At 71.7% G+C, this 23,005-nt stretch carries 18 protein-coding genes, 1 tRNA gene, 1 pseudogene and 1 riboswitch; of the genes and pseudogenes, 10 read left to right on the top strand and 10 right to left on the bottom strand.

The genetic code is table 11. The features are described 5' to 3' along the window. The first annotated feature begins 70 nt into the window (after positions 1–70). The 3 genes from BKI49_RS13130 (at position 71) to BKI49_RS13120 (ending at position 2,140) form a co-directional block, all read left to right on the top strand. Positions 71–589, top strand: coding sequence for a hypothetical protein (locus tag BKI49_RS13130; protein ID WP_095934417.1), 519 nt, complete (start codon positions 71–73; stop codon positions 587–589). 200 nt (positions 590–789) lie between these two features. After that, positions 790–1,290 carry a tyrosinase cofactor gene (locus tag BKI49_RS13125; protein ID WP_257004759.1) on the top strand — a complete coding sequence of 167 codons (501 nt, stop codon included), beginning with the start codon at positions 790–792 and terminating at the stop codon, positions 1,288–1,290. Beyond that, entirely contained in the window at positions 1,274–2,140 is an 867-nt protein-coding gene (locus BKI49_RS13120) for a tyrosinase family protein (protein WP_095934415.1), read from the top strand. The genes BKI49_RS13125 and BKI49_RS13120 overlap by 17 nt, the downstream gene beginning before the upstream one ends. A gap of 203 nt (positions 2,141–2,343) precedes the next feature. On the opposite strand, the gene BKI49_RS13115 is transcribed toward BKI49_RS13120, so the two are convergent. Beyond that, complete coding sequence (locus BKI49_RS13115) at positions 2,344–2,640, bottom strand: chaplin (protein ID WP_095934414.1); 297 nt, start codon at positions 2,638–2,640, stop codon at positions 2,344–2,346. Between the two features lie 202 nt (positions 2,641–2,842). On the opposite strand from BKI49_RS13115, the gene BKI49_RS13110 reads away from it, so the two are divergent. Continuing rightward, on the top strand, positions 2,843–3,469 hold the full coding sequence (locus tag BKI49_RS13110) for a DUF2087 domain-containing protein (protein WP_095934413.1): 627 nt from the start codon (positions 2,843–2,845) through the stop codon (positions 3,467–3,469). 82 nt (positions 3,470–3,551) lie between these two features. On the opposite strand, the gene BKI49_RS13105 is transcribed toward BKI49_RS13110, so the two are convergent. Then, a complete protein-coding gene (locus BKI49_RS13105) occupies positions 3,552–4,535 on the bottom strand; it encodes a D-2-hydroxyacid dehydrogenase family protein (protein ID WP_095934412.1) in 984 nt (327 codons plus the stop codon). A gap of 126 nt (positions 4,536–4,661) precedes the next feature. On the opposite strand from BKI49_RS13105, the gene BKI49_RS13100 reads away from it, so the two are divergent. After that, a complete protein-coding gene (locus tag BKI49_RS13100; protein ID WP_095934478.1) occupies positions 4,662–5,243 on the top strand; it encodes a hypothetical protein in 582 nt (193 codons plus the stop codon). Between the two features lie 30 nt (positions 5,244–5,273). Beyond that, a complete protein-coding gene (locus BKI49_RS13095; RefSeq protein WP_095934411.1) occupies positions 5,274–6,026 on the top strand; it encodes a YcnI family copper-binding membrane protein in 753 nt (250 codons plus the stop codon). 55 nt (positions 6,027–6,081) lie between these two features. On the opposite strand, the gene BKI49_RS13090 is transcribed toward BKI49_RS13095, so the two are convergent. The 5 genes and pseudogenes from BKI49_RS13090 to BKI49_RS13070 form a co-directional block, all read right to left on the bottom strand. Continuing rightward, positions 6,082–7,185 (bottom strand): Nickel transporter NicT, encoded by a 1,104-nt coding sequence (locus BKI49_RS13090; RefSeq protein ID WP_095934477.1) that lies wholly within the window; start codon positions 7,183–7,185, stop codon positions 6,082–6,084. A gap of 28 nt (positions 7,186–7,213) precedes the next feature. Then, positions 7,214–7,417: riboswitch (cobalamin riboswitch) on the bottom strand. Between the two features lie 291 nt (positions 7,418–7,708). Next, positions 7,709–9,079: a Cys-Gln thioester bond-forming surface protein gene (locus BKI49_RS13085; protein ID WP_257004758.1), complete on the bottom strand. Its 1,371-nt coding sequence runs from the start codon at positions 9,077–9,079 to the stop codon at positions 7,709–7,711. Positions 9,080–9,376: 297 nt separating this feature from the next. Continuing rightward, positions 9,377–9,847 carry a single-stranded DNA-binding protein gene (locus BKI49_RS13080; protein WP_095934409.1) on the bottom strand — a complete coding sequence of 157 codons (471 nt, stop codon included), beginning with the start codon at positions 9,845–9,847 and terminating at the stop codon, positions 9,377–9,379. Positions 9,848–10,020: 173 nt separating this feature from the next. Continuing rightward, positions 10,021–11,625, bottom strand: a pseudogene (locus BKI49_RS13075) (YfjP family GTPase); the annotation flags it as partial. Between the two features lie 1,025 nt (positions 11,626–12,650). After that, a complete protein-coding gene (locus BKI49_RS13070) occupies positions 12,651–14,261 on the bottom strand; it encodes a dynamin family protein (protein ID WP_095934408.1) in 1,611 nt (536 codons plus the stop codon). Positions 14,262–14,571: 310 nt separating this feature from the next. Between BKI49_RS13070 and BKI49_RS13065 the strand changes: the two genes are divergently transcribed. After that, positions 14,572–14,647 (top strand) — tRNA-Arg (locus BKI49_RS13065). Between the two features lie 769 nt (positions 14,648–15,416). Here BKI49_RS13065 and BKI49_RS13060 read toward each other — a convergent pair. After that, positions 15,417–15,701 (bottom strand): DUF1876 domain-containing protein, encoded by a 285-nt coding sequence (locus BKI49_RS13060; protein WP_028802710.1) that lies wholly within the window; start codon positions 15,699–15,701, stop codon positions 15,417–15,419. Between the two features lie 870 nt (positions 15,702–16,571). Further along, a complete protein-coding gene (locus tag BKI49_RS13050; RefSeq protein ID WP_095934406.1) occupies positions 16,572–18,224 on the bottom strand; it encodes an alpha-keto acid decarboxylase family protein in 1,653 nt (550 codons plus the stop codon). A gap of 663 nt (positions 18,225–18,887) precedes the next feature. Between BKI49_RS13050 and ettA the strand changes: the two genes are divergently transcribed. The 3 genes from ettA to BKI49_RS13035 are packed head-to-tail and all read left to right on the top strand — an operon-like array spanning position 18,888 to position 21,718. Continuing rightward, positions 18,888–20,552, top strand: a complete 1,665-nt coding sequence (gene ettA, locus BKI49_RS13045) for an energy-dependent translational throttle protein EttA (RefSeq protein WP_095934405.1) — start codon at positions 18,888–18,890, stop codon at positions 20,550–20,552. A gap of 6 nt (positions 20,553–20,558) precedes the next feature. Next, positions 20,559–21,017, top strand: coding sequence for an acyl-CoA thioesterase (locus tag BKI49_RS13040; RefSeq protein ID WP_095934404.1), 459 nt, complete (start codon positions 20,559–20,561; stop codon positions 21,015–21,017). Further along, entirely contained in the window at positions 21,014–21,718 is a 705-nt protein-coding gene (locus tag BKI49_RS13035) for a DUF8185 domain-containing protein (protein WP_095934403.1), read from the top strand. Before BKI49_RS13040 ends, BKI49_RS13035 begins: the two co-directional genes overlap by 4 nt. Positions 21,719–21,825: 107 nt before the next feature. Here the strand turns inward: BKI49_RS13035 and BKI49_RS13030 are convergent, their stop codons facing one another. Beyond that, entirely contained in the window at positions 21,826–22,797 is a 972-nt protein-coding gene (locus tag BKI49_RS13030) for an ABC transporter ATP-binding protein (protein WP_095934402.1), read from the bottom strand. Between the last annotated feature and the right edge of the window lie 208 nt (positions 22,798–23,005).

Raw genomic sequence — 23,005 nt, 5'->3', positions numbered from 1 at the left:
GTGGCGTTCTCGGCATCGTTACGCGGTACGGACGTTGAGCCCGCCGAACCCTGAAAGGGCCGTACCTGAGATGAAGCCGACCACACGAGGAACTCTCGCCGCCGTCATGACCGGCGTCGTGGCAGCGGTGGGCGCCGCCGCCGCGGCCCCCGCCGTCGCGGCCGGCACGGTCCCCGTCCCCGTGCCTCTGGAAGGTGTCGAGAACTCCCTCAACCTGCCCGCTCCCAAGATCTCCGGGCAGTTGCCGCTGCCGACGCCCGGCAGTCCCGAGGGCCCGCGGTACGTCGAGGGACGGCTGGTCCCCGAGGGTGCACTGCCGCAGTTGCCGCTCAGCGGCGGACTGCCCGGGGCGGACGTCCGTACGCCCCTCCCGCACGTTCTCGGCGACGGCCTCGAGCACGTCGGCGTCGACGCGCCCGCGGCCGGCCTGCGGACGCTGACCCCCGGACTGTCGCTGGACGCGCCGCTCGGCCCCCCGAACCCCGACCACCTCGGGCTCCCGGACACCAAGCTCCCGCAGGCCGCCGTGCTCACGCCGCTGCTCAGGACGGCTCCCGGCGCGAACGTGGAGGCGGGGTCGGGCTCCTAGGGGCCGGCCGCAGCAGAGGCGAGGCCCGGGTGTCCGGTTCCGGCCCGCCGCCGCCACTGAACCGGACCGAATTCGCCGAGGAGAGAACCATGTTCGTCAGGAGACCGTCGGCCGAGGCGTCCGGTGGGGCGCCGGGCAGCGTGTCGAGTCGGGTGTCGAGGCGTGTGTCCGACGGGAGGTCGGTGACGCGGCGAGGCGCCATGCGCGGCCTGTTCGCGTCGGCCGTCGCCGTCGCGCTGGCCCCGGTCGTCGCGGCCTCGCGGCCCTCGCGCGCCCTGCCCGCCGGCGACAAGTCGTTCGACGAGATGTACCGCGGCCGGCACATCCTCGGGACGAGGACCGGCTCCGACGGCCGGGCCGCGTACGGGACCGGCGGCGTGTGGGTGGTCACCGTCGACGGCCGCCCGCTGCACCTGATGCGCCGCGCGGACGGCAGCTACATGAGCATGGTCGACCACTACGAGTCCTATCCGACACCGCTCGACGCGGCCCGCGCGGCCGTCGACGGACTCGGCCCCTCGGAGCACCTGCGCGAGATGGACATGGGCCGGCCCGGGTTCGGCGGACGCGACCTGGGGAGCGGCACGCTCGTGCGCGGAGGCCTCGGGCGAACGGACACCGGGGCCGACGGGGACAGCGGGAACGGCGTTCGCGGGAGCGGCGCGGAGGGGAGCAGCCACCACCATGGTGTACACGCGTAAGGACGTCAGCACGCTCACCCGCACGGAGCGGCGCCGCTTCGTCGACGCGCTGCTGGCGGTCAAACGCAGGGGCGAGTACGACGAGTTCGTCCGCATGCACGTCGAGTACTACGTCTCCGACGGTGACGGCCAACTACGTGCGGCCCACATGGCGCCGTCCTTCCTGCCGTGGCACCGGCGGTTCCTGCTGGAACTGGAGCGGGCCCTGCGCCGGGTGGACCCGTCGGTGAGCGTGCCGTACTGGGACTGGACGCGGGACCGCACGGCCAAGTCGGTGCCCTGGACAGAGGACCTGCTCGGCGGCACCGGACGGCGCTCGGACCGGCAGGTCATGAGCGGGCCCTTCGCCCATGTGCACGGTAAGTGGACGATCAAGGAAGGGGTGACCGACGGCGCGTACCTCACACGCGAGCTCGGCCGCCCGCGCAAGCCGATCCAGCTGCCCACGCGGAACGAGCTGAACTCCGCACTGGACGACGGCGTCTACGACACGGCTCCGTGGAACTCCACGTCCACCCGCGGGTTCCGCAACAAGATCGAAGGGTGGGGCTCCGGTTCCGGCAGCTCGGCGTGGCGCAACCACAACCGCGTCCACCGCTGGGTCGGCGGGCACATGCTCGGCGGCGCCTCCGTGAACGATCCCGTCTTCTGGCTGCACCACGCCTTCGTGGACCTGCAGTGGTCACGCTGGCAGAAGCGGCACGGCGGCGCGCGGTACCTGCCCGACCGGCCGCCGGCCCGGGACGAGTCGCAGTACGGCCGGATCGTCGCCCGGCACGAGAAGATGCCGCCGTGGGGCGCGACTCCGGACTCGCTGGAGGACCACAGCGCCATCTACCGGTACGCGTAGGTACCTGGGAGCGGGTCCGGCACGTGGTGAGCGGCCCGCCGGCACGGTGGCGCGGCTGCCGGCGCGTGGTGTGCGGCCGGTGGGCGGGCGCGGTCGGGTCGGCGGTGCGCGGTCGGGTCGGCGGTGGTGCCGCCGGACACACGGGAGACAGCGGAAGGCCCCCGGCGGTGACACCGCCGGGGGCCTTGCTCGTGCGCGTCGGCTCAGCTGCCGTAGCCGTAGCCCTCGTCGTCGCCGCCGTCCCTGTTTTCCTCGGGGGTGCCGGCGTTCTCGCACTGGTTGCCGAACACCGGGTTCAGCAGGCCGACGACGTCGACGGTGTCCCCGCACAGGTTGACCGGTACGTGGATGGGGGCCTGGACCGCGTTGCCCGAAACGGCGCCGGGCGAGCCGTCTGCCTCGCCGGCGGCACCGGCGTCCGCCATGGCGAGGCCGGCCCCGCTGAGCATCACGGCACCCGTGCCCAGGGCCACGACGGTGGCCTTCGCGATGCGTGACATCACGTTCTCCTTTGGGTCGATGAGCGCGGCTGCATGGACGCGGCCGCACTGCCCCTACAACGCGCCCACTCACACCTGGTCACGGCGTCCGTCGGTGCATCACCCTTCCCGAACTGGGAGTTCGACGCGCCCACCGCCCACGGCCGGGCTCGGGAGGAAATTCGTTACGGCACCCGGCCCACCCAGGACTAGCCTGCCGGGCATGCCGACCGACGAACCGACCGACCTTCCCACCGACCTGCCGAGCGACCGGAGCGACCTGCCCGAGCTGCCGGACCCCGCCGAACTCGTCGGCCTGATCGGCCTGTTCGCGGAGGAGAAGCGGGTGCGTGCCTTCGCCGCGGTGGCCCTCGGGGCGGGCGACCCGACGCAGGTCAGGGAGCGGGCCGGACTCTCCCCGAAGGACACAGCTGTCGCCTTGCGCCGGCTCCGCGACCAGGGCGTGATCGCCGAGGACGACGGACGCCTGGGCGTCGCCCACCAGCGCTTCCGGGAGCTGGCGCGCGCCGCCCGCCCGCGCACGGCGGCCATCGAGGACTACGGCTCGCAGGACGAGCGGTCCGAGACGGTGCTGCGGACCTTCGTGCGCGACGGCCGCCTGGTCCGGCTGCCGTCGCAGTGGGAGCGCAAGCTGGTCGTGCTGCGGCACATCGCGGAGCGGACCTTCGAGCCGGGTGTCGAGTACCCGGAGCGGACCGTCAACGAGAAGCTCCGCGCCTGGTGCGAGGACGCCCCCGTCGACCATGTGACCCTGCGGCGCTACCTCGTGGACCTGCATCACCTGCAACGCCAGTACGGCTTCTACTGGCGGCCCGCGGCGACGGCTTGAGAGTGCGTGACGACGGTCTGGGAGCTCGCGGCGCCGGCCTGAGTGCCTGCGGCGCCGGCTCGGGCGCCCGTGGGCCGGGCGCTCAGCCCAGCCGGCGCACGGGCTCGCCGGCCAGGAACGCCTGGATGTCCTCGACCGCCGCGCCGTAGTACGTCTCGTAGTTGGCCCGCGACACATAGCCGAGGTGCGGGGTCGCCAGCAGGCGCGGGGCCGAGCGCATCGGGTGGTCGGCGGGGAGCGGTTCGATGTCGAACACGTCGACGCCCGCGCCCGCGATCCGGCCCTCGTGCAGGGCGGCGAGCAGCGCGTCCTGGTCGACGATCGCCGCACGCGAGGTGTTGACGAGGTACGCGGTCGGCTTGAGGAGCGCCAGCTCGGACGCGCCGACCAGACCCCGGGTGCGTTCGCCGAGGGCGAGGTGGACCGAGACGAAGTCGCTGCTCGCGAGCAACTCCTCCTTGGAGGCCGCCCGTTCCACGCCGACCTCGGCGGCGCGCTCCGCGGTCAGGTGCCGGCTCCAGGCGCTGACCCGCATGCCGAAGGCGAGTCCGACCTGGGCCACCCGGCCGCCGATCTTCCCGAGTCCGAGCAGGCCGAGCCGACGGCCGTGCAGATCGGCGCCCACGGTGCTCTGCCAAGGACCGCCCGCCCGCAGCGCGTCGTTCTCGGTGACGATGCCGCGGGCCAGGCCGAGCAGCAGCGCCCAGGTCAGCTCCACCGGCGGCGTCGAGGAGCTGGGGGTGCCGCACACGGTCACGCCGTACGTCTCGGCGGCGGCGTAGTCGATCACCGAGTTGCGCATCCCGGAGGCGATCAGCAGCCTGAGCCGGGGCAGCCGGGCGAGCAACGACGCCGGGAAGGGCACCCGCTCGCGCAGGGTGACGACGATGTCGAAGTCCGCCAGCGCCGCCGCCAGCGCGTCCTCGGCCGTGATCTCGCCGCCCCCGGCGGCCCGGGGCCGCTCGCGGAAGCTGACGACCTCCACGTCGTCGGCGAGCGGCGACCAGTCGGCCACCTCGGTCGCGACTCCCTGGAAGTCGTCGAGCACGGCGCAGCGAAGTCGCATGTCAGGTCCCTCCCAGGATCAACCGGACCCTATCCGAGCCGTGTCGGGGGCCGGAGCGTCCGGATGCGGGGCGGCTCCCGGGAAGCCACGACGGCCCCGCCCGCCGCATGGCAGTATCTGGGCTCCATGAGTGCGTCCCCGGCAGTACGGAGCCTGCGCGCGGCGGTGTTCGCCGTGCTGTGCGTGCTGCTCGCCGCCGGGGGACACGGACTGGCCACGGGACAGGCACCGCCGCTCCGGGCGGACGCCGTCGGGGTCCTCGCCGTCTTCATCGCCGCCTGCCTGCTGGGCGGCCGGGAACGGTCGCTGCTCGGGATCGGCGGCGGGATGCTGGCCGCGCAGGCCGGGCTCCACTTCGGGTTCGAGGCAGCCCGGCCGCGCATGACGATGACCATGCACGGGGCGCACATGACGCACACGCACGCCATGACACCGCACGCCACGGCCGCACATCTGGCCGCGGCCCTGCTGGTGACCTGGTGGCTGCGGCGCGGTGAGGCCGCGCTGTGGACCCTGCTGCGGTGGGCCGGGACGCTCGTCCCGGGTCTCGTGGCGTGGTGGCGGGTACGGACGGGAACATCCTCCGCACCGGCGCGCCGGGGTGCCGTACGCCCCGCGTCGGTGCCGGCGCGTCCGCTGCGGCAGGTGCTGCTGCGGCACGCCGTCTCCCGTCGGGGACCGCCGGCCGGGCTCGCGTACACGCCCTGACCGCGTTCCACACCAGTACGGAGTCCCCTGATGTCCCCGATGAGCACCACCCTGCGCCGCGCCGGCGTCGTCGCCGCCCTGAGCACCGCCGGAGTCCTGACCGCGGCTGGTGCCGCCTTCGCGCATGTGACGGTTCACCCCGAGAGCTACCCCAAAGGCGCCACGGACGGTGTCCTGACCTTCCGCGTCCCCAATGAGGAGGACACCGCCAGCACCACGAAGGTGCAGGTGTTCCTGCCCACCGACCACCCCGTCCTGGGCGTTCTGGTCACTCCGCAGGCGGGCTGGACCGCCAAGGTGACGACCAGCAGGCTGAAGAAGCCGATCAAGACGGACGACGGCACGATCACCGACGCCGTCTCGGAGATCACCTGGACCGGCGGCCGGATCCGGCACGGCGAGTTCCAGGACTTCGACGTCGCCTTCGGTCAACTGCCCGACGACACCGACCAGCTGGCCTTCAAGACCCTGCAGACCTATTCGGACGGCAAGGTGGTCCGCTGGATCGAGGAGACGCCGAAGGGCGGCGAGGAGCCGGAGAGCCCGGCGCCGCTGCTCTCGCTCACCGCCGAGAGCGCGGGCGGGGCGGGCTCCGGTGAGGGGTCGTCCTCGGCCTCCTCGTCGGCGCCGGCGTCGGAGTCGACCGCCAGGGCCTCGACGGCGAGCGACAAGAGCAGTGACTCGACCGCTCGCGGCCTGGGTGTCGCCGGGCTGGTCGTGGGTGTCCTCGGGCTGCTCGCCGCCGGGTTCGCCCTCGTCCGCGGCCGGAACGCACGCTCCTAGGGGGCAGCGGCGCAGCCGCCCCGCCGGTTCCGGCCGGTGGGGCGGCAGCTCGGTGTCAGTTCCCGTCGGCGGGGCGGACCGCCCAGCGTTGCTCGACCTTGGCGAGCCGCCAGTACGCCACGGCCGCCGCCCAGACGACGACGAACAGGCCGACGATGATGTAGCCGACGTTGTCCAGGTCGAGGCCCGCTATCCAGCCGGTCACCGCGTCGCTCAGTCCGAGCTTGTCGTGCAGGACGCCCACCAGCTCGATGGTGCCGATGAAGAAGGCCACCGCGATGGACAGGCCGGTGATGGTGAGGTTGTAGAAGACCTTCCGGACCGGGTTGGAGAAGGCCCACTGGTAGGCGAAGTTCATGAAGGTGCCGTCCAGGGTGTCGAAGAGGCTCATCCCCGCGGCGAACAGCAGCGGCAGGCACAGGATCGCGTACCAGGGCAGCCCGGCCGCGGCGCCGCTGCCCGCCATCACCATCAGCGTGACCTCGGTGGCGGTGTCGAAGCCCAGGCCGAACAGGAAGCCCAGCGGATACATCTGTCCCGGCCGGGTGATGGACTTCGTGAAGCGGCCGAGGACGCGGTTCATGAACCCGCGCGAATCCAGGTGCTGTTCGAGTTCGGCCTCGTCGTACTCGCCCGCGCGCATCGCCCGGAACACCCGCAGGATGCCGACGAGCGCCACCAGGTTCAGGGCCGCGATCAGATAGAGGAACGACCCGGAGACCGTGGTGCCCATGACGCCGAGCACCTGATGCGTGCTGGAGCCCTCGTTCATGATGTGCCCGGCCAGCTGGGTGCCTCCGGCGATGAGCGCGGCCAGCAGGACCACGACGCTGGAGTGCCCGAGCGCGAACCAGAAGCCCACCGACACCGGCCGCTTGCCGTCGGCCATCAGCTTCCGGGTGGTGTTGTCGATCGCGGCGATGTGGTCGGCGTCGAAGGCGTGCCGCATGCCCAGCGTGTAGGCGGTGACGCCGAGGCCGATGCCGAAGGCCTTGGACCCGACCTCGTAGTGCTCGGGCACCACGAGCAGGAACAGGACGCCGAAGGCGACGACGTGCAGGCCCGCGATCACGGCGAGGAGCACGGCGGTCCGTACCGTGTCCTCGCGCCGCCAGCGGAACGCGGCGGGGGAAGGGGACGACTGCGTGGGCAGGGTCATGCGGTCACGCTCCAGCACCTCGTGGATCACTTCGTGAGATGCCGTGGCCGGTCTCCTGGCTGACGGGTTCGCGCGTCCGCCCCTGCCTTCCCGGCCGCACGGCCAGTGGCGCCGCCCGAGGAGGGCGGCACGGGACGGAAACTCCCCGATCACAGTGGCGAGGGCCGCTCCGGCCTGGGCCCCTGAGGGGCCGTCACCGGTCTTCCCGAACACCACGGCCCGACCACCGTAGGGGCGGCCCGGGCCCGCTGCAAAGCCGTGCGCCCGCGCGGGTATCGAAGATCACAAACGGCTGCCCGCGGCACGGGACCGCCCGGCCCGGGGCGCGGGACACGTCCGGCCGGCCGGTGGAGCGGCACTTCAGCGAGGCGCGTGGCCCCGGGCGCCTGGGGCGGGCCGGGGCCACGGGATCACGAAGCCGTCCTGAGTACGGTCACCCGCTGTCGAGCTGTCGAGCTGTCGAGCTGTCGAGCTGTCGAGCTGTCGAGCTGTCGAGGTGCAGGGTGGCGCAGCCCTGCGCGGTTCAGTCCTGTGTGGGTGACTTCTTGCGGCGGACGAGGACGACCGCGGCGCCGCCGATGACGACGAGGGCGATGGCGATCCCCGCGATGACGGGCGTCGCGTTCGAGCTGCCGGTCTCGGCGAGATCGCTGTCGCCCGCGGACGTGCCGCCCACCGAGGCCGGGCTCGGCTCACTGACCGTCTGGGTCGAGATGTCGTTCGCGCTGCCCTGGGTCTTGCAGTCGAGGACGCCCTTGAACCGCTTCTGGAAGCCGTTCGGACCGGTGATCGTGAAGTCGTACGCCTGGTCCTCCTGGAGCGGAATGGTCACCGTCCCGGACGCGCCCGCCCCGATGGTGTGCTCGCTCCCCATCAGCTCGAAGGTGAACGGCTCGTCGCCCTCATTGGCCGCCGTGATGTCCACGCCGCCCTCGGCGCAGTTCTTCTTGGCGGACAGAGCCGGTATGGCGCCCTTCTCGGCCCAGTTGGCGGTCGCCGTCGCGGAGACCGTCGACTCGCTGGAGCCCGCGAGGATCTGTGTCTGGCTGCGGGTCTCGGAGGTGAAGGCACGGCCGACCGGCACGGTCGTGGAGGCCTGCACCGTCAGCGCGGCCGAACCGTCCGCGCTGTCCTTCGGCACGTCGAAGTAGACGTGGCCGCCGTCGACGGCGGACGTCACCGGCTTGCCGTCCTTGTCCACGATCTTCACGCCGGCGGCTGCGGCGTCCGCCGGGGGCGCCACCGCCACCCTGTCCGCGTTGGTGTGCACCGTGACCGGGCCGAGCCGCTCGCCGGCATGACCGGAGACCGCGGGCGGGGTGAGGTTCAGCGAGGCCTTGGGCTCGGGTAGATTCCGCGCGTTCTTCTGCAGGTAGTCCGCGAGCTTCTGCGCCCCGGGGTCGGCCGCGTCCACGTCGGCACCGTCCGAGTACCTCCAGATGGCCACCTGCGTACCGGCCGCCGCGTCCTTCTCCGTGAGGCTTGCGACGCCGGCCTTCGCGGCGAGGGCCGCGAGGTCGTTCACCTGCGGGTAGGAGTTCTGCAGGATCCAGCGGATCTTGCCCGCGTCCTTGTTGGCGCCCAGCGAGGTGCCGCTCCAGGGCGTCTCCTGGTACTTGGCGTCCCGCTGGGTCGGGTTGTGGAGGTCGACGCAGTAGGTCTGCAGCATGCCGCCGTCGTCGACGGACATCTCGAAGAGACCCGCGGAGACCCACGAGTCCTCGCCGTGATCGTGGATGACGGCCGAGCCGTAGGTCTTCAGGTCGCCGATGGTGGCGGTCGCGCCACCCAGGCTCTGCGGGGTCTCGTCGGCGGCGGCCGTTCCGGCGGTGGCGAGCGCCCCCGCGGCGACGAGACCCGACACCAACGTCGCGGCGGTGAGACGGGCTGTCACCCGCCTGCGCGCGAACGACGCAGAGAACGAACGAAACACAGAATTCCCCTTCGCGCAGGACCCGTTGATGTGGGGGACGGTCCCGCCAGCAGAATCAGAAGCCCCGTGAGCTATGCCCGGCATCCTAAAGACGCGGCGCACCACGCTCCCCGGTCATTCCATCCGATAACCGATCCGACTCGGAATCGTTATCGCTCACCTGCTTGTGAGCTGCGCTTATCGACAAATCCACGATGGAGGATCGGTTCGAATTCGTCGATAAGGCGCAGTTCGGTCAGATCGCGCGGGTCCCTGACGTCACGTCACTCCGACAGGTTCGAGCCGCTGTTGGGAGGCCGCGTCCGAAGAGGCGGGTGGGGGTGTCTCCCAACTCGGTTCAGGCTGGGGCGGCGAGGCCGCTCCCGTGTCCCCCTTCGGGGGCCGACGGAAGGCCGATGTGCCGCGGGACAGGTCGTGTCCGATCGCCGTGGCGTCGACGTCCGCGGACGTCCAGCTCTGGCCGTCCCGCGTCTCCGTGCGGATCTTCAACCGTCCCTGGACGAGGACCGGATCGCCCACGGACACGGACGCCCCCACGTTCGTCGCGAGGGACTTCTTCGCCCACACCGTGAAGAAATTGGTGTGCCCGTCGACCCACTGGTTCTTCTCGCGGTCCCAGTAACGCGAGGTGACCGCCAGCCGGAACCGGGCCGACGCCCCGGCCGGCGCCTCCCGGTAGACCGGTTGCGTCGCGACGTTCCCCACCACGCACACCGTCGTCTCGTTCATGCCCGAACCCCTCTCCCGTGCGAATGCGTCCGACGCGGCGACCGCTGCGCTGCTGCGGTCGCCGCGAGTTCAGACTGCCTCCGCCGGGCCGGGCCCGCCGGGCCCTGTGGGTCACCGGCCGATTGTGGACAACCGTCTCACTCGAAGGAGTGGCAGCCGTCCGGCACGATGCTTTACCCGACGGATGCCGGCGCCGCCCCCGTCACCCGCCCGTACTCCTCCCGGACCTCCCGGTACCGCAGCAACTCCGCGGCCAGGGGATCGAGCACACGGGCCCTGCCGCATCCGGTGGCCGCCTCGCGCAGCCGCCGTTCCGCCTCCTGCCCGTAGCGCCGGGCCGGCCCGCGGGCCGCCATTCTGCTGCCCCACTCGACGAGCGGGCCTCCGACGATGCCCGCCACCATCAGCAGCACCGGCACCCCGAGGTTCGGCGACATCACCCCGACGATCTGCGCCACCAGCCACAGTCCGCCGACGATCTGGAGGATCGTCATCGACGCCTGCGCGAGCACGGCGATCGGCCACCAGCCGGGCCGCGGTGGACGCCTCGCCGGAGTCGTGGCGCGCGCCGCCATCTCGTCCAGGGCCTCGGGCAGCCCCTGCGCCCCTCGCACGGCGGCCTCGCGCACCGCCAGGGACCAGGGGGCTGGCAGCCCGTACGCCGCTCGGTCCGAGACCACCCGTACGGCCTGCTCCACGCGCTGGCGGGCCGTGGCCTCCTCGTCGGCGGGGTCCCGCACCGGCAGACGTCCCGTCTGGGGATCGCGCCGCTCCTGCGTCCACCGCCACAGCCTCAGCCAGGGCGTGCCGCAGGCGCGGTTGGCGTTGCGGCGCCAGGCGCGCTCGGCCGCCTCCCCGGCCGCGACGGCGCCCACCGCGTCCGCGAGCCGGTCCGAGAACTCGTCGCGGGCCTCCTCGCTGAGCCCGACGCGCCGACCGGTCACGTACGCCGGGCGCAGCTGCGTGGCGGTCGCGTCGACATCGGCCGAGATCCGGCGCCCGGGCGCGTTGCGCCGGGTCACGAACTGGCCGAGGACCTCGCGCAGTTCCCCGACTCCGTCCCCGGTGAGCGCGGACAGCGCGAGCACGGTCGCGCCCGGTTCACCGTGCTCGCCGAGCGCGATGCCGTCCTCGTCGAGCAGCCGCCGCAGGTCGTCCAGGACCTGGTGGGCAGCCTCCCCGGGCAGCCGGTCCACCTGGTTGAGCACGACGAACATGACCTCGGCGTGTCCGGCCATGGGCCGCAGGTAGCGCTCGTGGATGACGGCGTCCGCGTACTTCTCGGGATCCACCACCCAGATGACCGCGTCGACGAGCTTCAGGACGCGGTCGACCTGCTCGCGGTGCTGGACGGCGGCGGAGTCGTGGTCGGGCAGGTCGACCAGGACGAGACCGCGCAGCTGCGCCTCGGCCTCCGGGCTCTGCAACGGCCGCCTGCGGAGCCGGCCCGGGATGCCGAGCCGGTCGATGAGCGTGGCCGCGCCGTCGCTCCAGCTGCACGCGATGGGCGCAGCGGTGGTCGGCCGGCGGACGCCGGTCTCCGAAATGGCCACACCCGCGAGCGCGTTGAACAGCTGGGACTTGCCGCTGCCCGTCGCGCCGGCGATGGCCACGACGGTGTGCTGCCCGGAGAGCTTGCGGCGCGCCGCGGCCTCGTCGAGGACCCGGCCGGCCTCCGCGAGGGTGCCGCTGTCGAGCCGCGCCCGCGAGATGCCCACGAGTTCACGCAGCGCGTCCAGACGCGCGCGCAGCGGGGCGTCGTACGCGAGCGGTGCCGGCGGGGCCTGTACGGCGGGTCTGGTGTCCGGCGCGGGCGGTTCCCCGCCGGTGGCCGGCTCCGTCACGCGCCGTGCGATGAGCCCGTCGTCCCAGACCGCGTCGCCGTCCGCGCGCGCGGACCCGTCGTCGGCGTTCACGCGCGCGTGCCCGTCGCCTTCACCGGCCGGGGCGCGCTCGGGGAGTCCGGCCGCGGAGGGCTTCCCGGCTCCGGCACCCCTGCGGAACCGGCCCTCGGCGGCAGCCGCCTCCTTGCGGACCGCCCGCCGCTCCTTGGAGAGTCCGATGCTCTTCCGGCGCGTGTCCTCGGAGGGGGCGTCATCCCTGGCGGCGCCCGCGGAGCGTTCGTCGCCGGCGCGGTTCCGGCCCGGTCGCCCCGCGGAGCGTTCGTCGCCGGCGCGGTTCCCGCCCGGCCGGCCGCCGCCCTCGGACGGGGCGTCCCCGGACCGGACGCCTCCGGACGAGGCACCCTCGGTACGGACGCCTCCCGACGAGGTGGTCTCGGTACGGGCGTCGGCCCGCGTGTCCTCGGTGCGGCCCTCCTGAGTCCCCCTGCCTTCGGACCGGGCCTCTCGCGGATTCCGACCCTCGGAACGGGCCGGTGAGGGCTCAGTACCTCCCGAGCGGGCCCCGTCGGACGGGGCCCCCGAGGGGCGGGGCTCTCCGGACCGGGCGTCCGCCGGGCGGGCGTCCTCGGCCCGGCCCTGCGGCGTGCCGCCGTCTCCGGACCGTTCGTCCCGTGGGCGCCCTTCCTGCGGGCCGGCCTCCGCGGGGCGGCCCGCTGCCCCGGGTCCCTGCGTGCCACGTCTCTCACCGTCGTGCGCGTCCCCGTCGTGCCCGCCGGCGGGACGGTCGCCCCCGAGGCGGCCGTCCCGGGAGCGTTCGTCGCGAGGGCGCTCCTGACCGCGTGAGGCCTCCCCGCGGGGAGTCTCTCCGCGCGGCTCGTCCCCGTGCGGGTCGTCTCCGTGCGGGTCGTCTCCGGGACGGTCGGCGTGATCCGTGTGGTCAGTGACGGCAGTCACCGCGGTCACCTCTCCTTCTGCAGTACGGACAGCGCGGCGATGAGTTCGGCCTGGGGTTCCGCGTGGACGTCGAGTGCGTCGAGCGGCGCGAGACGGCGTTCGCGCTCGTTGTTCAGGGTCCTGTCGAGGTAGTCCGTCAGCAGCCGGCCGCCCCGGTCGCGCAGCCGCAACGCGCTGTGGGCTCCGATCCGCTCCGCGAGCCCCTCGCCGGCGTTCCGCGCCCGGCGGCCGCCCAGGAGTGCGGTGGCGACCAGCGCCGCCACCATCTCGGTGTCGGGCGCGACGCTCTTCTCGAGACCGCGCACCTCCTCCTCCGCGTACTCCTCCATGACGCGCCGCCAGCGCCGTACAGCCATCCCGATCCGGTGCTCGGCGCTCTCCAGCGTGGGGTCGCGGTCCATCAGGCCCGGGGCCTCCGCGGCCGGTTCGCGCCGCCACACCTCGTCCACGCGCTCGTCGGCCGCCGTGACCGAGCACAGCAGCAGCTCGCTCAGGCTCTCGACCAGGGAGTCGAGCAGTTCGCCCGCGGTGCAGTCGAGGGGAAAGGCGCGCCACCGCTTGAGCGCACCCCCGGAGAGCACGGCACCGGCCTGCAAACGGCCCTTCACGCGCGCGTGTTCGATGTCGTAGGCACTCTCGACGGCGGAGGTGAGTCGCAGCGCCGCGGCGTACTGCGCGGCTGCCGCACCGGCCAGTTCAGGCATCCGCCTCATCAGCGAATCGAGCACTCCCTGCGCCGTCCGGGCCATGGCCTCGTGGCGGGCACCCGGCTCCTGGGCGCGGTGCAGGAGCCACGTACGCAGCGGCGCGACGGCGGTGGCGGGCAGCAGGCCGCCGCCCCACGCGGACTCCGGCAGCTCGGGCACGGTGAAGAGGGGCACCTCGCCGAGCCCGGCCTTGGTGAGCAGGGCGCCGTACTGGCGCGAGACCTCCGTCACCACCTGGTGGGGCACCCGGTCGAGCACGGTCACCAGGGTCGCCTTGTTCTCCTTGGCCGTGCGCAGCATGTGCCACGGCACGGCGTCGGCGTACCGGGCGGCCGTAGTGACCATGACCCAGATGTCGGCCGCGCAGATCAGCTCGGCCGCGAGCACACGATTGTCGGCGACCAGGGAGTCGATGTCGGGGGCGTCGAGCAGGGCGAGGTTGCGGGGGAGCGTGTCGGCGGTCTCGATGCGCAGCACCGGTTCCATGGACTGCCCGGAGAGCCCGGGAAGATCGTCGCCCGGCTCCTGATGGGGTCTCCACACGCGCGTGAGCTGGGGCAGCACGCGCATCCCGCTGAACCAGTGATGGTCTTCGGGATGGCATACGAGCACCGGGGTACGGGTCGTCGGCCGCAGCACCCCCGCCTCGCTGACACGCCGTCCGACAAGGGAGTTGACGAGAGTCGACTTGCCCGCGCCGGTGGATCCACCGATCACGGCGAGGAGCGGTGCTTCGGGCTGTCTCAGCCGGGGCACCAAATAGTCGTCGAGCTGTGCGAGCAGTTCGTCGCGGTTGGCACGCGCGCGTGGAGCCCCGGCCAGGGGCAGCGGAAAGCGTGCGGCGGCGACACGGTCGCGCAGGGCGGAGAGTGCGTCGAGCAGCTGAGGCCGTACGTCCAAGGTCACCACATGCGAAGAATGCCCAATTTTGGCGGCATTCTGAAGCATATGGGTGTGTCTGCGCGCCGACAGGACACACGGGGCGGAAGGGATGACTGGGGCGCAGGCATAACGAGTGCACAACACCCGATGCGCGAGGCGCCAAAAGCGGTGCACGATTCGTACCCGCCTGCGATTATCGGGACCGCTTCACCGAACCTCCACATCGAGCCACGGAGGCGAAGCGCGAGGGACAAGGAGGCGGGAGCCCTATCCTTGTGCCCGGCAAGGTCAAGGATCAGCCCACACCCGGGCACCGCGACACAGGCCACCACACCCGGCCCCCGTAGCTCAGTGGATAGAGCAGGCGCCTTCTAAGCGCTTGGCCGCAGGTTCGAGTCCTGCCGGGGGCGCCATGCTGCTCAGACCTGCGGATTCGCTGTTCGATCGAGCGCTCGGGGCTGTGATCCATCCGCGTCATCGAGCTCGGGCCGAGCGCCTGTGGTCACTTTCGCCCTCCTCTCCGGCAATACGCCCATGGACGCGCCGAGTGCGCCGCGACGGCCGACCTGACGGCGCGGACCCCGGGCCGGTCGGCGCGGGGACGGACGGTGGAACCGTCTCTCCGACGCGATCACGGATTTCCGGAACGTCATCGCCCGGATGGCGGTCATCGAGGACGACACACCGGCGCGATCCGACTCTGCGTGCCGAAACGGCGCGGTACTCGCGCGCTCGTGGCAGGTGCCGATGCGGGAGCGCGGTTCCAGTGCGTCCACGCCGCTTGCCGAAAGGAGCCGCGGGGCTTGTGCGCTGACGGCTCCTCAGGGGCGGGAGCGGCCCTTTCCGCCTGGCGCGTGCCCGCCCCGAGTCGGCGCCCACTCGTCCCGAGCCGGCGCGAGTCCCTGCGTACGACGGTGTCCCTGTGTGCGGCGGCGTCCCGGGTACGACGGCGTCCCGCACCGTGAATCCGGTGCGGGGCGCCCCGCCGATACCGGAGGCCCGGTCGAAGAAGTCGGGCCGGAGAGGCCCGGTCGTCCCGGCTGCCCGGGCCGACCCTGATGGGGGAGGCCCGGTTCCGTCCGACCGGGCACGCTGCCCGGACCGACCCCGGTCGGGGAGGTCCGTCTCCGGCCGACCGGGCACGGCTGCCCGGACCGAACGGCCCGGGCCGGTCCGCTCGGGTCAGGCCCTCAGCGGGTGCGAGGTCCTGCCCGACGCCTCGTCGATCTCGTCGTGCGCCTTGGTCAGCAGCCTCATCGCCAGCTCGTTCAGAGCACGAGCCCCCGCGACCTCCTCGCCGACCCTCGGCTGATTCGAGTCGGAGGGGTGGCGGCTGGCGTATCCGTGGGCGCGTACCTCACTGCCGTCGGGCAGTCTCAGGAGCGCGGCGGCACGTGTGCGGTGGTCGTCCTCCTCGAACTCCATCTCCACGTGCCATCCGACCGCGGTCCGTGTCTTTGTCTCCATCATTGTGATCACCTCCGGGGCAGGCCCCAGCCCCTACTACCAGAGTGTGCCCCTTCGCCCTGCTCCGCACGAGGTGGCGGTCGACCCGGACGCGCAGTCACGCACCGGTCACCCACAGGGCCCGGCGGAGAGCCGGACGGCGGCGACCGGGTTCTTCTCGGTTTCGGCTTGCGCTGGTGGGAGCAGGCGAAGCTCCACAAAGGACCGAGTCCCCGTCACGGCGGGCGCTTCTACTCGATCCCCCTGCTCATAGGTCTCGCCATAATCGCCGCCAAGACGCCGAACCTCGCGGGCGCGCCCTTCGCCGTTGTGATGACTGCTGACTCGTTGAGCCTTGTGCTGATGATCACGGCGGTGCTGGTCTTGGCTGTACCGGCGATGCGTCGGGCCGGCTCCGGGCCATCCGCCGAGTGACGGCAATGCTGGTAAAAGCCGCGTCGGCGGCTGACACCAGCGACTGACACAAAGGGCTATGCCGCGTAGGCGCCCCTCGCGCCTCCGGGCGAACAACAGGCACTTTGCTCCGCATCACAACTACTCAAGGATCGGCCGGCTTTCCGGCCCAGCTCAGGCTCAGATCATTCAGTTGGAGCGGACGCGGCTCCAGCCCGGCCTGATCGAGCAGGCTCTCTCCCGGTGGGCTGCCATTGCCGTGCCCCTGCTGTGCCCGATCGAACGGGGAGCACGGGGAACACCGGTCACTCGCAGGCGGAGGCCAAAACGACGGCCCCCGACCGATTCAACTGGTCAGGGGCCGTTCACCTGCGCGGTGGGTGTGGGATGTGAACCCACGGTGACATCGCAGCCACGACGGTTTTCAAGATCGCTTGGGGGCCGCCGAGTCCGCGAGGCGCGTGGGGCCCGCGCTGTTCAGGCGGAGTAGAGCTTCTCGCTGTTGTCGTGCATCTGGTTGGCCAGCGGCGGTGCGGTGTAGGTGTCGGTCATGACCTCGATGTAGCAACCGGTGCCGGCCTTCGCCGCGGCGTCCATGGCCTGGTCGAGTTCGGCGAGGGTCGAGACGCGGGCGGTGAACCAGTCGTCGCAGCCCAGGGCCTTCGGCAGTTCGGAGTAGCGCCAGTTGGCCAGGTCGTTGTAGGCGATGTCCGGCTGCTTGCAGAGCAGGCGTTCGATCAGATAGCCGTGGTTGTTCAGGACGAACACCACCGGGCGAAGGCCGTATCGTCCGAACTGGCTGATCTCCTGCGCGGTGAGCTGGTGGGAGCCCTCGCCGGTGATCAGGACGACTCGCCGGCCGTCCTGGGCGGCGACGGCCGCACCGAGAGCGGCGGGGGTGGCCCAGCCGATCGAGCCCCACAGGGTCTGGTTCTCGAAGGTGGCACCGCTGGGCAGCTTGGCGAACGCCATGCCCATGGAGGCGGTTCCGGTCTCGGCGACCAGGATGTCGTCGGGCTTGAGGAAGTTCTCCCAGCGGGGGTAGAGGTTCTCGGCGGTGATGGAGTCGCCGCCGTTGCCACCCACGGGGGCCATCCGGCTCACCTCGGCCGACGGTAGCTGCCACTTCTTCTGCGGCAGCCTGTCGGCGAGCGCTTCGAGGAGATCCTTCATCTCCACGCTCTGGTAGGTCATGCCGTCCACGCTCACGTGGTGGTGGCGGATGTCGATCGTGCGACCCGGGTCCAGGCGGGCAGTGAACGCGCCACTGCTGAAGTCGTTCATCAGCGCACCGACCAGGAAGACGACGTCGCTGTCCTCGACGAAGCGGCGGACGCTCTCGTTCATGAGATTGCCGTCGTACATGCCGGCGTAGGCGGGCTGGTCCTCGTTCAGAACGCCCTTGTCGGCCATCATCGTGGCGAAGGGCATCCCGGTCGCGTCGAGGAACCGCTGGAGTCGCGTGCTCAGGCCGGAGCGGGCGGTCAGCGCGCCGGGCAGGACGCAGGCGCTCTTGGCCCCGGCGAGCATGTCGGTGATGGCCTGGACGGCGGCGTCCAGCTGCGCGGGGTCACTGGCCGGCGCGGGGATCGGCTGGGCCGACCCGAGCACCGGCATCTCCGCGAGGTCGGCGGGGAAGGCCATGTAGACCGGGCGGCGGTGGTAGAGCGCCGCCGCGATGAGACGTTCGGTCTCGGCCGCGACATTCTGCGGCGTCATGATGGCACTGGCGCACGTCACAGCCCCGGACAGCTTCTGGAAGAGGTCGAACTCGCCGTTGCCGAGGGTGTGGTGCACGATCGCGCGGTGCGCCTGGGCGGGCATCCTGGGCATGCCCACCAGGTGGAAGAGCGGCAGGTGCTCGGTGTAGGCGCCGGCGATGGCGTTGATCGCGCTGAGCTCACCGACTCCGTAGGTGGTGCACACGGCGCCGACACCGTTGACCCGGGCGTAGCCGTCGGCGCAGTAGCCCGCGTTGAGCTCATTGCAGTTGCCCATCCACTGGATGTCCGGGTGCTGGGCGATGGCGTCGTTGACGGGGAAGGCGTAGTCGCCCGGGACACCGAAGACGTGACGTACGCCGATGTCCCGCAGCCGGTTCAGGACATGCTGGATGACGGTGGTGGACATGAGGAAGTTCCTTTCGTGGTGATGGCACCACCACCCCCGTGGTGCTGACTCTCCGGCAGTCGGTGCCGATCTCGCCGGGAGTGTGGGATTCGCGTGGACCCACCTTCGGAAGCGCTCCTGCGGTCTCTTCTCCCCGGTTGTTGCCTCACCTCTGCCGATTACGCTAAGTGACGACCAGGGCGGGTCTTCCGGTAGCGCATGTTTCGCAATGAAAAAGGCCAATTCAGACTTATCTCCCCCAAGGCATGCTGTCCGCACCCCGCACGGCACGCAACCACCGACGTACTCGCGCTGCTCCACCCGGGTCCGGAGACGGGCGGCCGGCCCCATGGAGCGCGACGCGATGCCGGCTGTCGCCCGGTAGGGCTGCCGGCGCTTCCCGGCTCGCTGGACGCGTCCACGGAGCTGGTGGCAACCCAGCCTCTGGAGCGAGCCGTGCCGACGCTGGGCCGTTCCTGGGCCGTTCCTGGGCCGTCCCTGGGCCGTACGAGGCCGCTCGAGGCCGACCAATGGCCACCGGCAGTGACGGACAAGCCTCAGTCCCCAGCAGCGAAACACCAGGTCAGAGCCTCTCGACCTAACGGGTTTCCATCCAGGGGTGGCGGTCAGGCAAGATGGGGTGTATCTGCCCACTGCCGATTTCAAGCGTCCGGACGGTTTCTCTTGGCTGAGTTCATTTACACCATGCGCAAGACGCGCAAGGCGCACGGCGACAAGGTGATCCTCGACGACGTCACCTTGAACTTCCTGCCGGGTGCGAAGATCGGTGTGGTCGGTCCGAACGGAGCCGGTAAGTCCACCGTTCTCAAGATCATGGCGGGCCTCGAGCAGCCCTCCAACGGTGACGCGTTCCTGTCGCCGGGCTACAGCGTCGGCATGCTGCTCCAGGAGCCCCCGCTCGACGAGTCCAAGACGGTCCTGGAGAACGTGCAGGACGGCGCCGCCGAGATCATGGGCAAGCTCAAGCGCTTCAACGAGGTCGCCGAGCTCATGGCGACCGACTACTCGGACGCGCTCATGGAGGAGATGGGCAAGCTCCAGGACGACCTGGACCACGCCAACGCGTGGGACCTGGACGCCCAGCTGGAGCAGGCCATGGACGCCCTGGGCTGCCCGCCCGGCGACTGGCCGGTCACCAACCTCTCCGGTGGTGAGAAGCGCCGCGTCGCGCTGTGCAAGCTGCTCATCGAGGCGCCCGACCTGCTGCTGCTCGACGAGCCCACCAACCACCTGGACGCCGAGTCCGTGCAGTGGCTGGAGCAGCACCTCGCGAAGTACACGGGCACCGTCGTCGCCGTCACCCACGACCGGTACTTCCTCGACAACGTCGCCGAGTGGATCCTCGAGCTCGACCGCGGCCGCGCCATCCCCTACGAGGGCAACTACTCCACGTACCTCGACAACAAGGCCTCCCGCCTGAAGATCGAGGGTCAGAAGGACGCCAAGCGCGCCAAGCGGCTCAAGGAAGAGCTGGAGTGGGTGCGGTCCAACGCCAAGGGGCGTCAGGCCAAGTCCAAGGCGCGTCTGGCGCGCTACGAGGAGATGGCGGCCGAGGCCGACAAGATGCGGAAGCTGGACTTCGAGGAGATCCAGATCCCGCCGGGCCCGCGCCTGGGCTCCATCGTCGTCGAGGTCAACAACCTCTCCAAGGCCTTCGGCGAGAAGGTCCTGATCGACGACCTCTCCTTCACGCTGCCGCGCAACGGGATCGTCGGTGTCATCGGCCCGAACGGCGCCGGCAAGACCACGCTCTTCAAGATGATCCAGGGCCTGGAGACGCCGGACTCCGGCTCGATCAAGGTCGGCGACACCGTCAAGATCTCGTACGTCGACCAGAGCCGCGAGAACATCGACCCGAAGAAGACGCTGTGGGCCGTCGTCTCCGACGAGCTGGACTACATCAACGTGGGCCAGGTCGAGATGCCGTCGCGCGCGTACGTCTCCGCCTTCGGCTTCAAGGGCCCCGACCAGCAGAAGCCGGCCGGCGTCCTCTCCGGTGGTGAGCGCAACCGCCTCAACCTGGCGCTGACGCTCAAGCAGGGCGGCAACCTGCTGCTCCTCGACGAGCCGACCAACGACCTCGACGTCGAGACGCTGTCCTCCCTGGAGAACGCGCTGCTCGAGTTCCCGGGCGCGGCCGTGGTCGTCTCCCACGACCGCTGGTTCCTGGACCGGGTCGCGACCCACATCCTCGCGTACGAGGGTGAGTCCAAGTGGTTCTGGTTCGAGGGCAACTTCGAGTCGTACGAGAAGAACAAGGTCGAGCGGCTCGGCGCCGAGGCCGCGCGTCCGCACCGTGCCACCTACAAGAAGCTGACCCGGGGCTGATCGATCTTGCGGCACATCTACCGCTGCCCGCTGCGCTGGGCGGACATGGACGCGTACGGCCACGTCAACAACGCGGTCTTCCTCCGCTACCTGGAGGAAGCACGTATCGACTTCCTGACCCGCCCGGACAAGCAGTTCAAGCAGGGGTCCGTGGTGGCGCGCCACGAGATCGACTACAAGCGGCAGCTCGTCCACCGGCGCGAGCCGGTGGACATCGAGCTGTGGATCACGGAGATAAGGGCGGCGGCGTTCACGATCACGTACGAGGTCAAGGACGCGGAGCAGCTCTACGTCCGCGCCGCGACCGTGGTCGTGCCGTTCGACTTCGAGGCCCAGCGCCCGCGTCGCATCACCGCCGAGGAACGTGAGTTCCTGGAGGAGTACCGGGACGACGAGGGCGGCAAGGGCACCGAGGCCGCCGAGGACGGAAAGCTCGACGAGGACGGCGAGGCCGTCGCGGCATGACCGTCCTGCACCTCGTCGACGCGGGGGAGGCGGCGGACCTCGCCGCCTTCCTCTCCCGGCTGGTCCACTACGACCGCGCGGCGGCCGTGCGCCTTCAGGCGCAGGGCACCACGCTCGCGGTCTTCGGCCGGCCACCGTCGTTCGAGGTCCTCGCCGTCCGTACGGCACGCCTCGCCAAGCCGTACGAGAACGGGCTCGACCTCATCCTGGACGTGACCGTCTCGGCCGGTGAACTCCTGGAGTCCGTCGACGAGCCGGCGGCCACCGCTGCGGTGCCGGCCGCCGTCACCGGGCCGCCGTGGGCCGGGGTGCTCCCGCCGCGCGGCGGCTGGAGGCCCGAGCCGGGACTGCCCGCCGCGGACGCCGTGCGCGCCATGGTCGCCGGTGCGGTGGCCGAATTCCGGTCCCGCACACAGGAGTTGACGCCCGAGCGGCGTACGCGCGCCGAACTCGACCGGATCGGGCGGGAGATCTGGTCCCGGCCGATCGGCGACACGGGTCTTCCGGTACGGGCCGCGCACGCGGCGCAGTCACTGGGATTCCTGCGACCCGCGCGGCCCGGGACGGGGTCCGGGGCCGCGGCCGGGGAGAGCCCGCTCGGGCTGTACTCGTCCGGCGCGTGGCTGCGGCTGCGCACGCCGTACGGCTCGATCGCGGTCCGCCGGGCAGGACTCGGCGCGCTGGACGTCAGCGTCCGCTGACCGCGCGCGAGGCCGCCTTCGCGGGCTTCGTCCGCCTACCGCGCGCAGGGCCGCGCCTTCGCGGGCTTCGTCCGCCGATCGCGCACGGCAGTGCCTTCGCGGGCTTCTCAGCCGGGCGTGCTGTCGTCCGGCCAGACGCCGATGTGGTCCGGCTCCAGTTCCAGTGCCACGCGGTCCCGCATGCCCAGCGTCTCGGTGTACTCGGCGGGGAGCTGGAGACGGCCCGCCCGGTCGAGCATCGCGTACTCACGGGCCACCACCGCCTCCTGACCGGTCGCGGCGTCGACCTCGGTGCGGCGCAGCACCTCCGTGGAGGTGCGGCCGTCGCGGATCGCGACCGTGCGGCGGACCTCGCCGGCGACCGCCTGGTCGTGGGTGACGATCACGATGGTGGTGCCGAGGTGTTCGTTCGCCGTGCGGAACGCGGCGAAGATCTGCTCGGCGGTGTGGGAGTCGAGTTCGCCGGTGGGCTCGTCCGCGAGCAGCACGGCGGGGGCGTTCGACAGCGCCACGGCGATGGCGACGCGCTGCTGCTGACCGCCCGACATCTGGTGCGGGCGGCGGTTGCGGCAGTCGGCGATCCCCAGCAGCTCCAGCAGCTCCAGGGCGCGCTCGGACTGGGCGCGGCGGGTGCGGCGGCCTCCTCGGGCGGCGCCGGACAGCTGCATCGGCAGGGCGACGTTCTGGGCCGCGGTCAGATAGGGGAGGAGGTTGCGGGACGTCTGCTGCCAGACGAACCCGACGACCTCCCTGCGGTAGCGCAGGCGGTCCTTCGACCCCATCGTCAGCAGGTCGCGTCCCGCGACGCGCGCGGCGCCCGCGGTGGGGGTGTCCAGGCCGGCCAGGATGTTCATCAGGGTCGACTTGCCGCTGCCCGACGCGCCCACCAGCGCCATCAACTCGCCCTCGCGGACCAGCAGGTCGAGCCCCTGGAGCGCCTGGACCTCCACGCCGTCCGTGGAGAAGATGCGGACCAGCCGGTCACAGGTGATCAGGGCGTCGTGGCCGTAGGCCGGACGGTCCCGGCGTGCGGTGGCACGGTCGGCGAGATCGGCGAAGGTGGGATCGGTGGTGGTCATCGCCTGCCTCCGGCGGGGGTCACGGGGACGCTGGTCGAGTACGGGTCCGGGCGCACGGCCCGACGAGCCGCAGGGCCGTGCCGGGCCGGATGGCTTCCTGAACCGGGGGACTGCCGAGCCGGGCGGCTTCCAGGACGACTGGCCTCTCGGGCCGGGTGGCCTCCCGGGCGGGTGACCTGCCGGGCCGGCCGGCCCACCCCGCTCGTGC

It is taken from the genome of Streptomyces sp. Tue6028 (assembly GCF_002300165.1).
In the GTDB taxonomy this organism is placed as follows: Bacteria; Actinomycetota; Actinomycetes; order Streptomycetales; family Streptomycetaceae; genus Streptomyces; species Streptomyces siamensis.
This window is presented reverse-complemented; position numbering and strand designations above follow the sequence as displayed.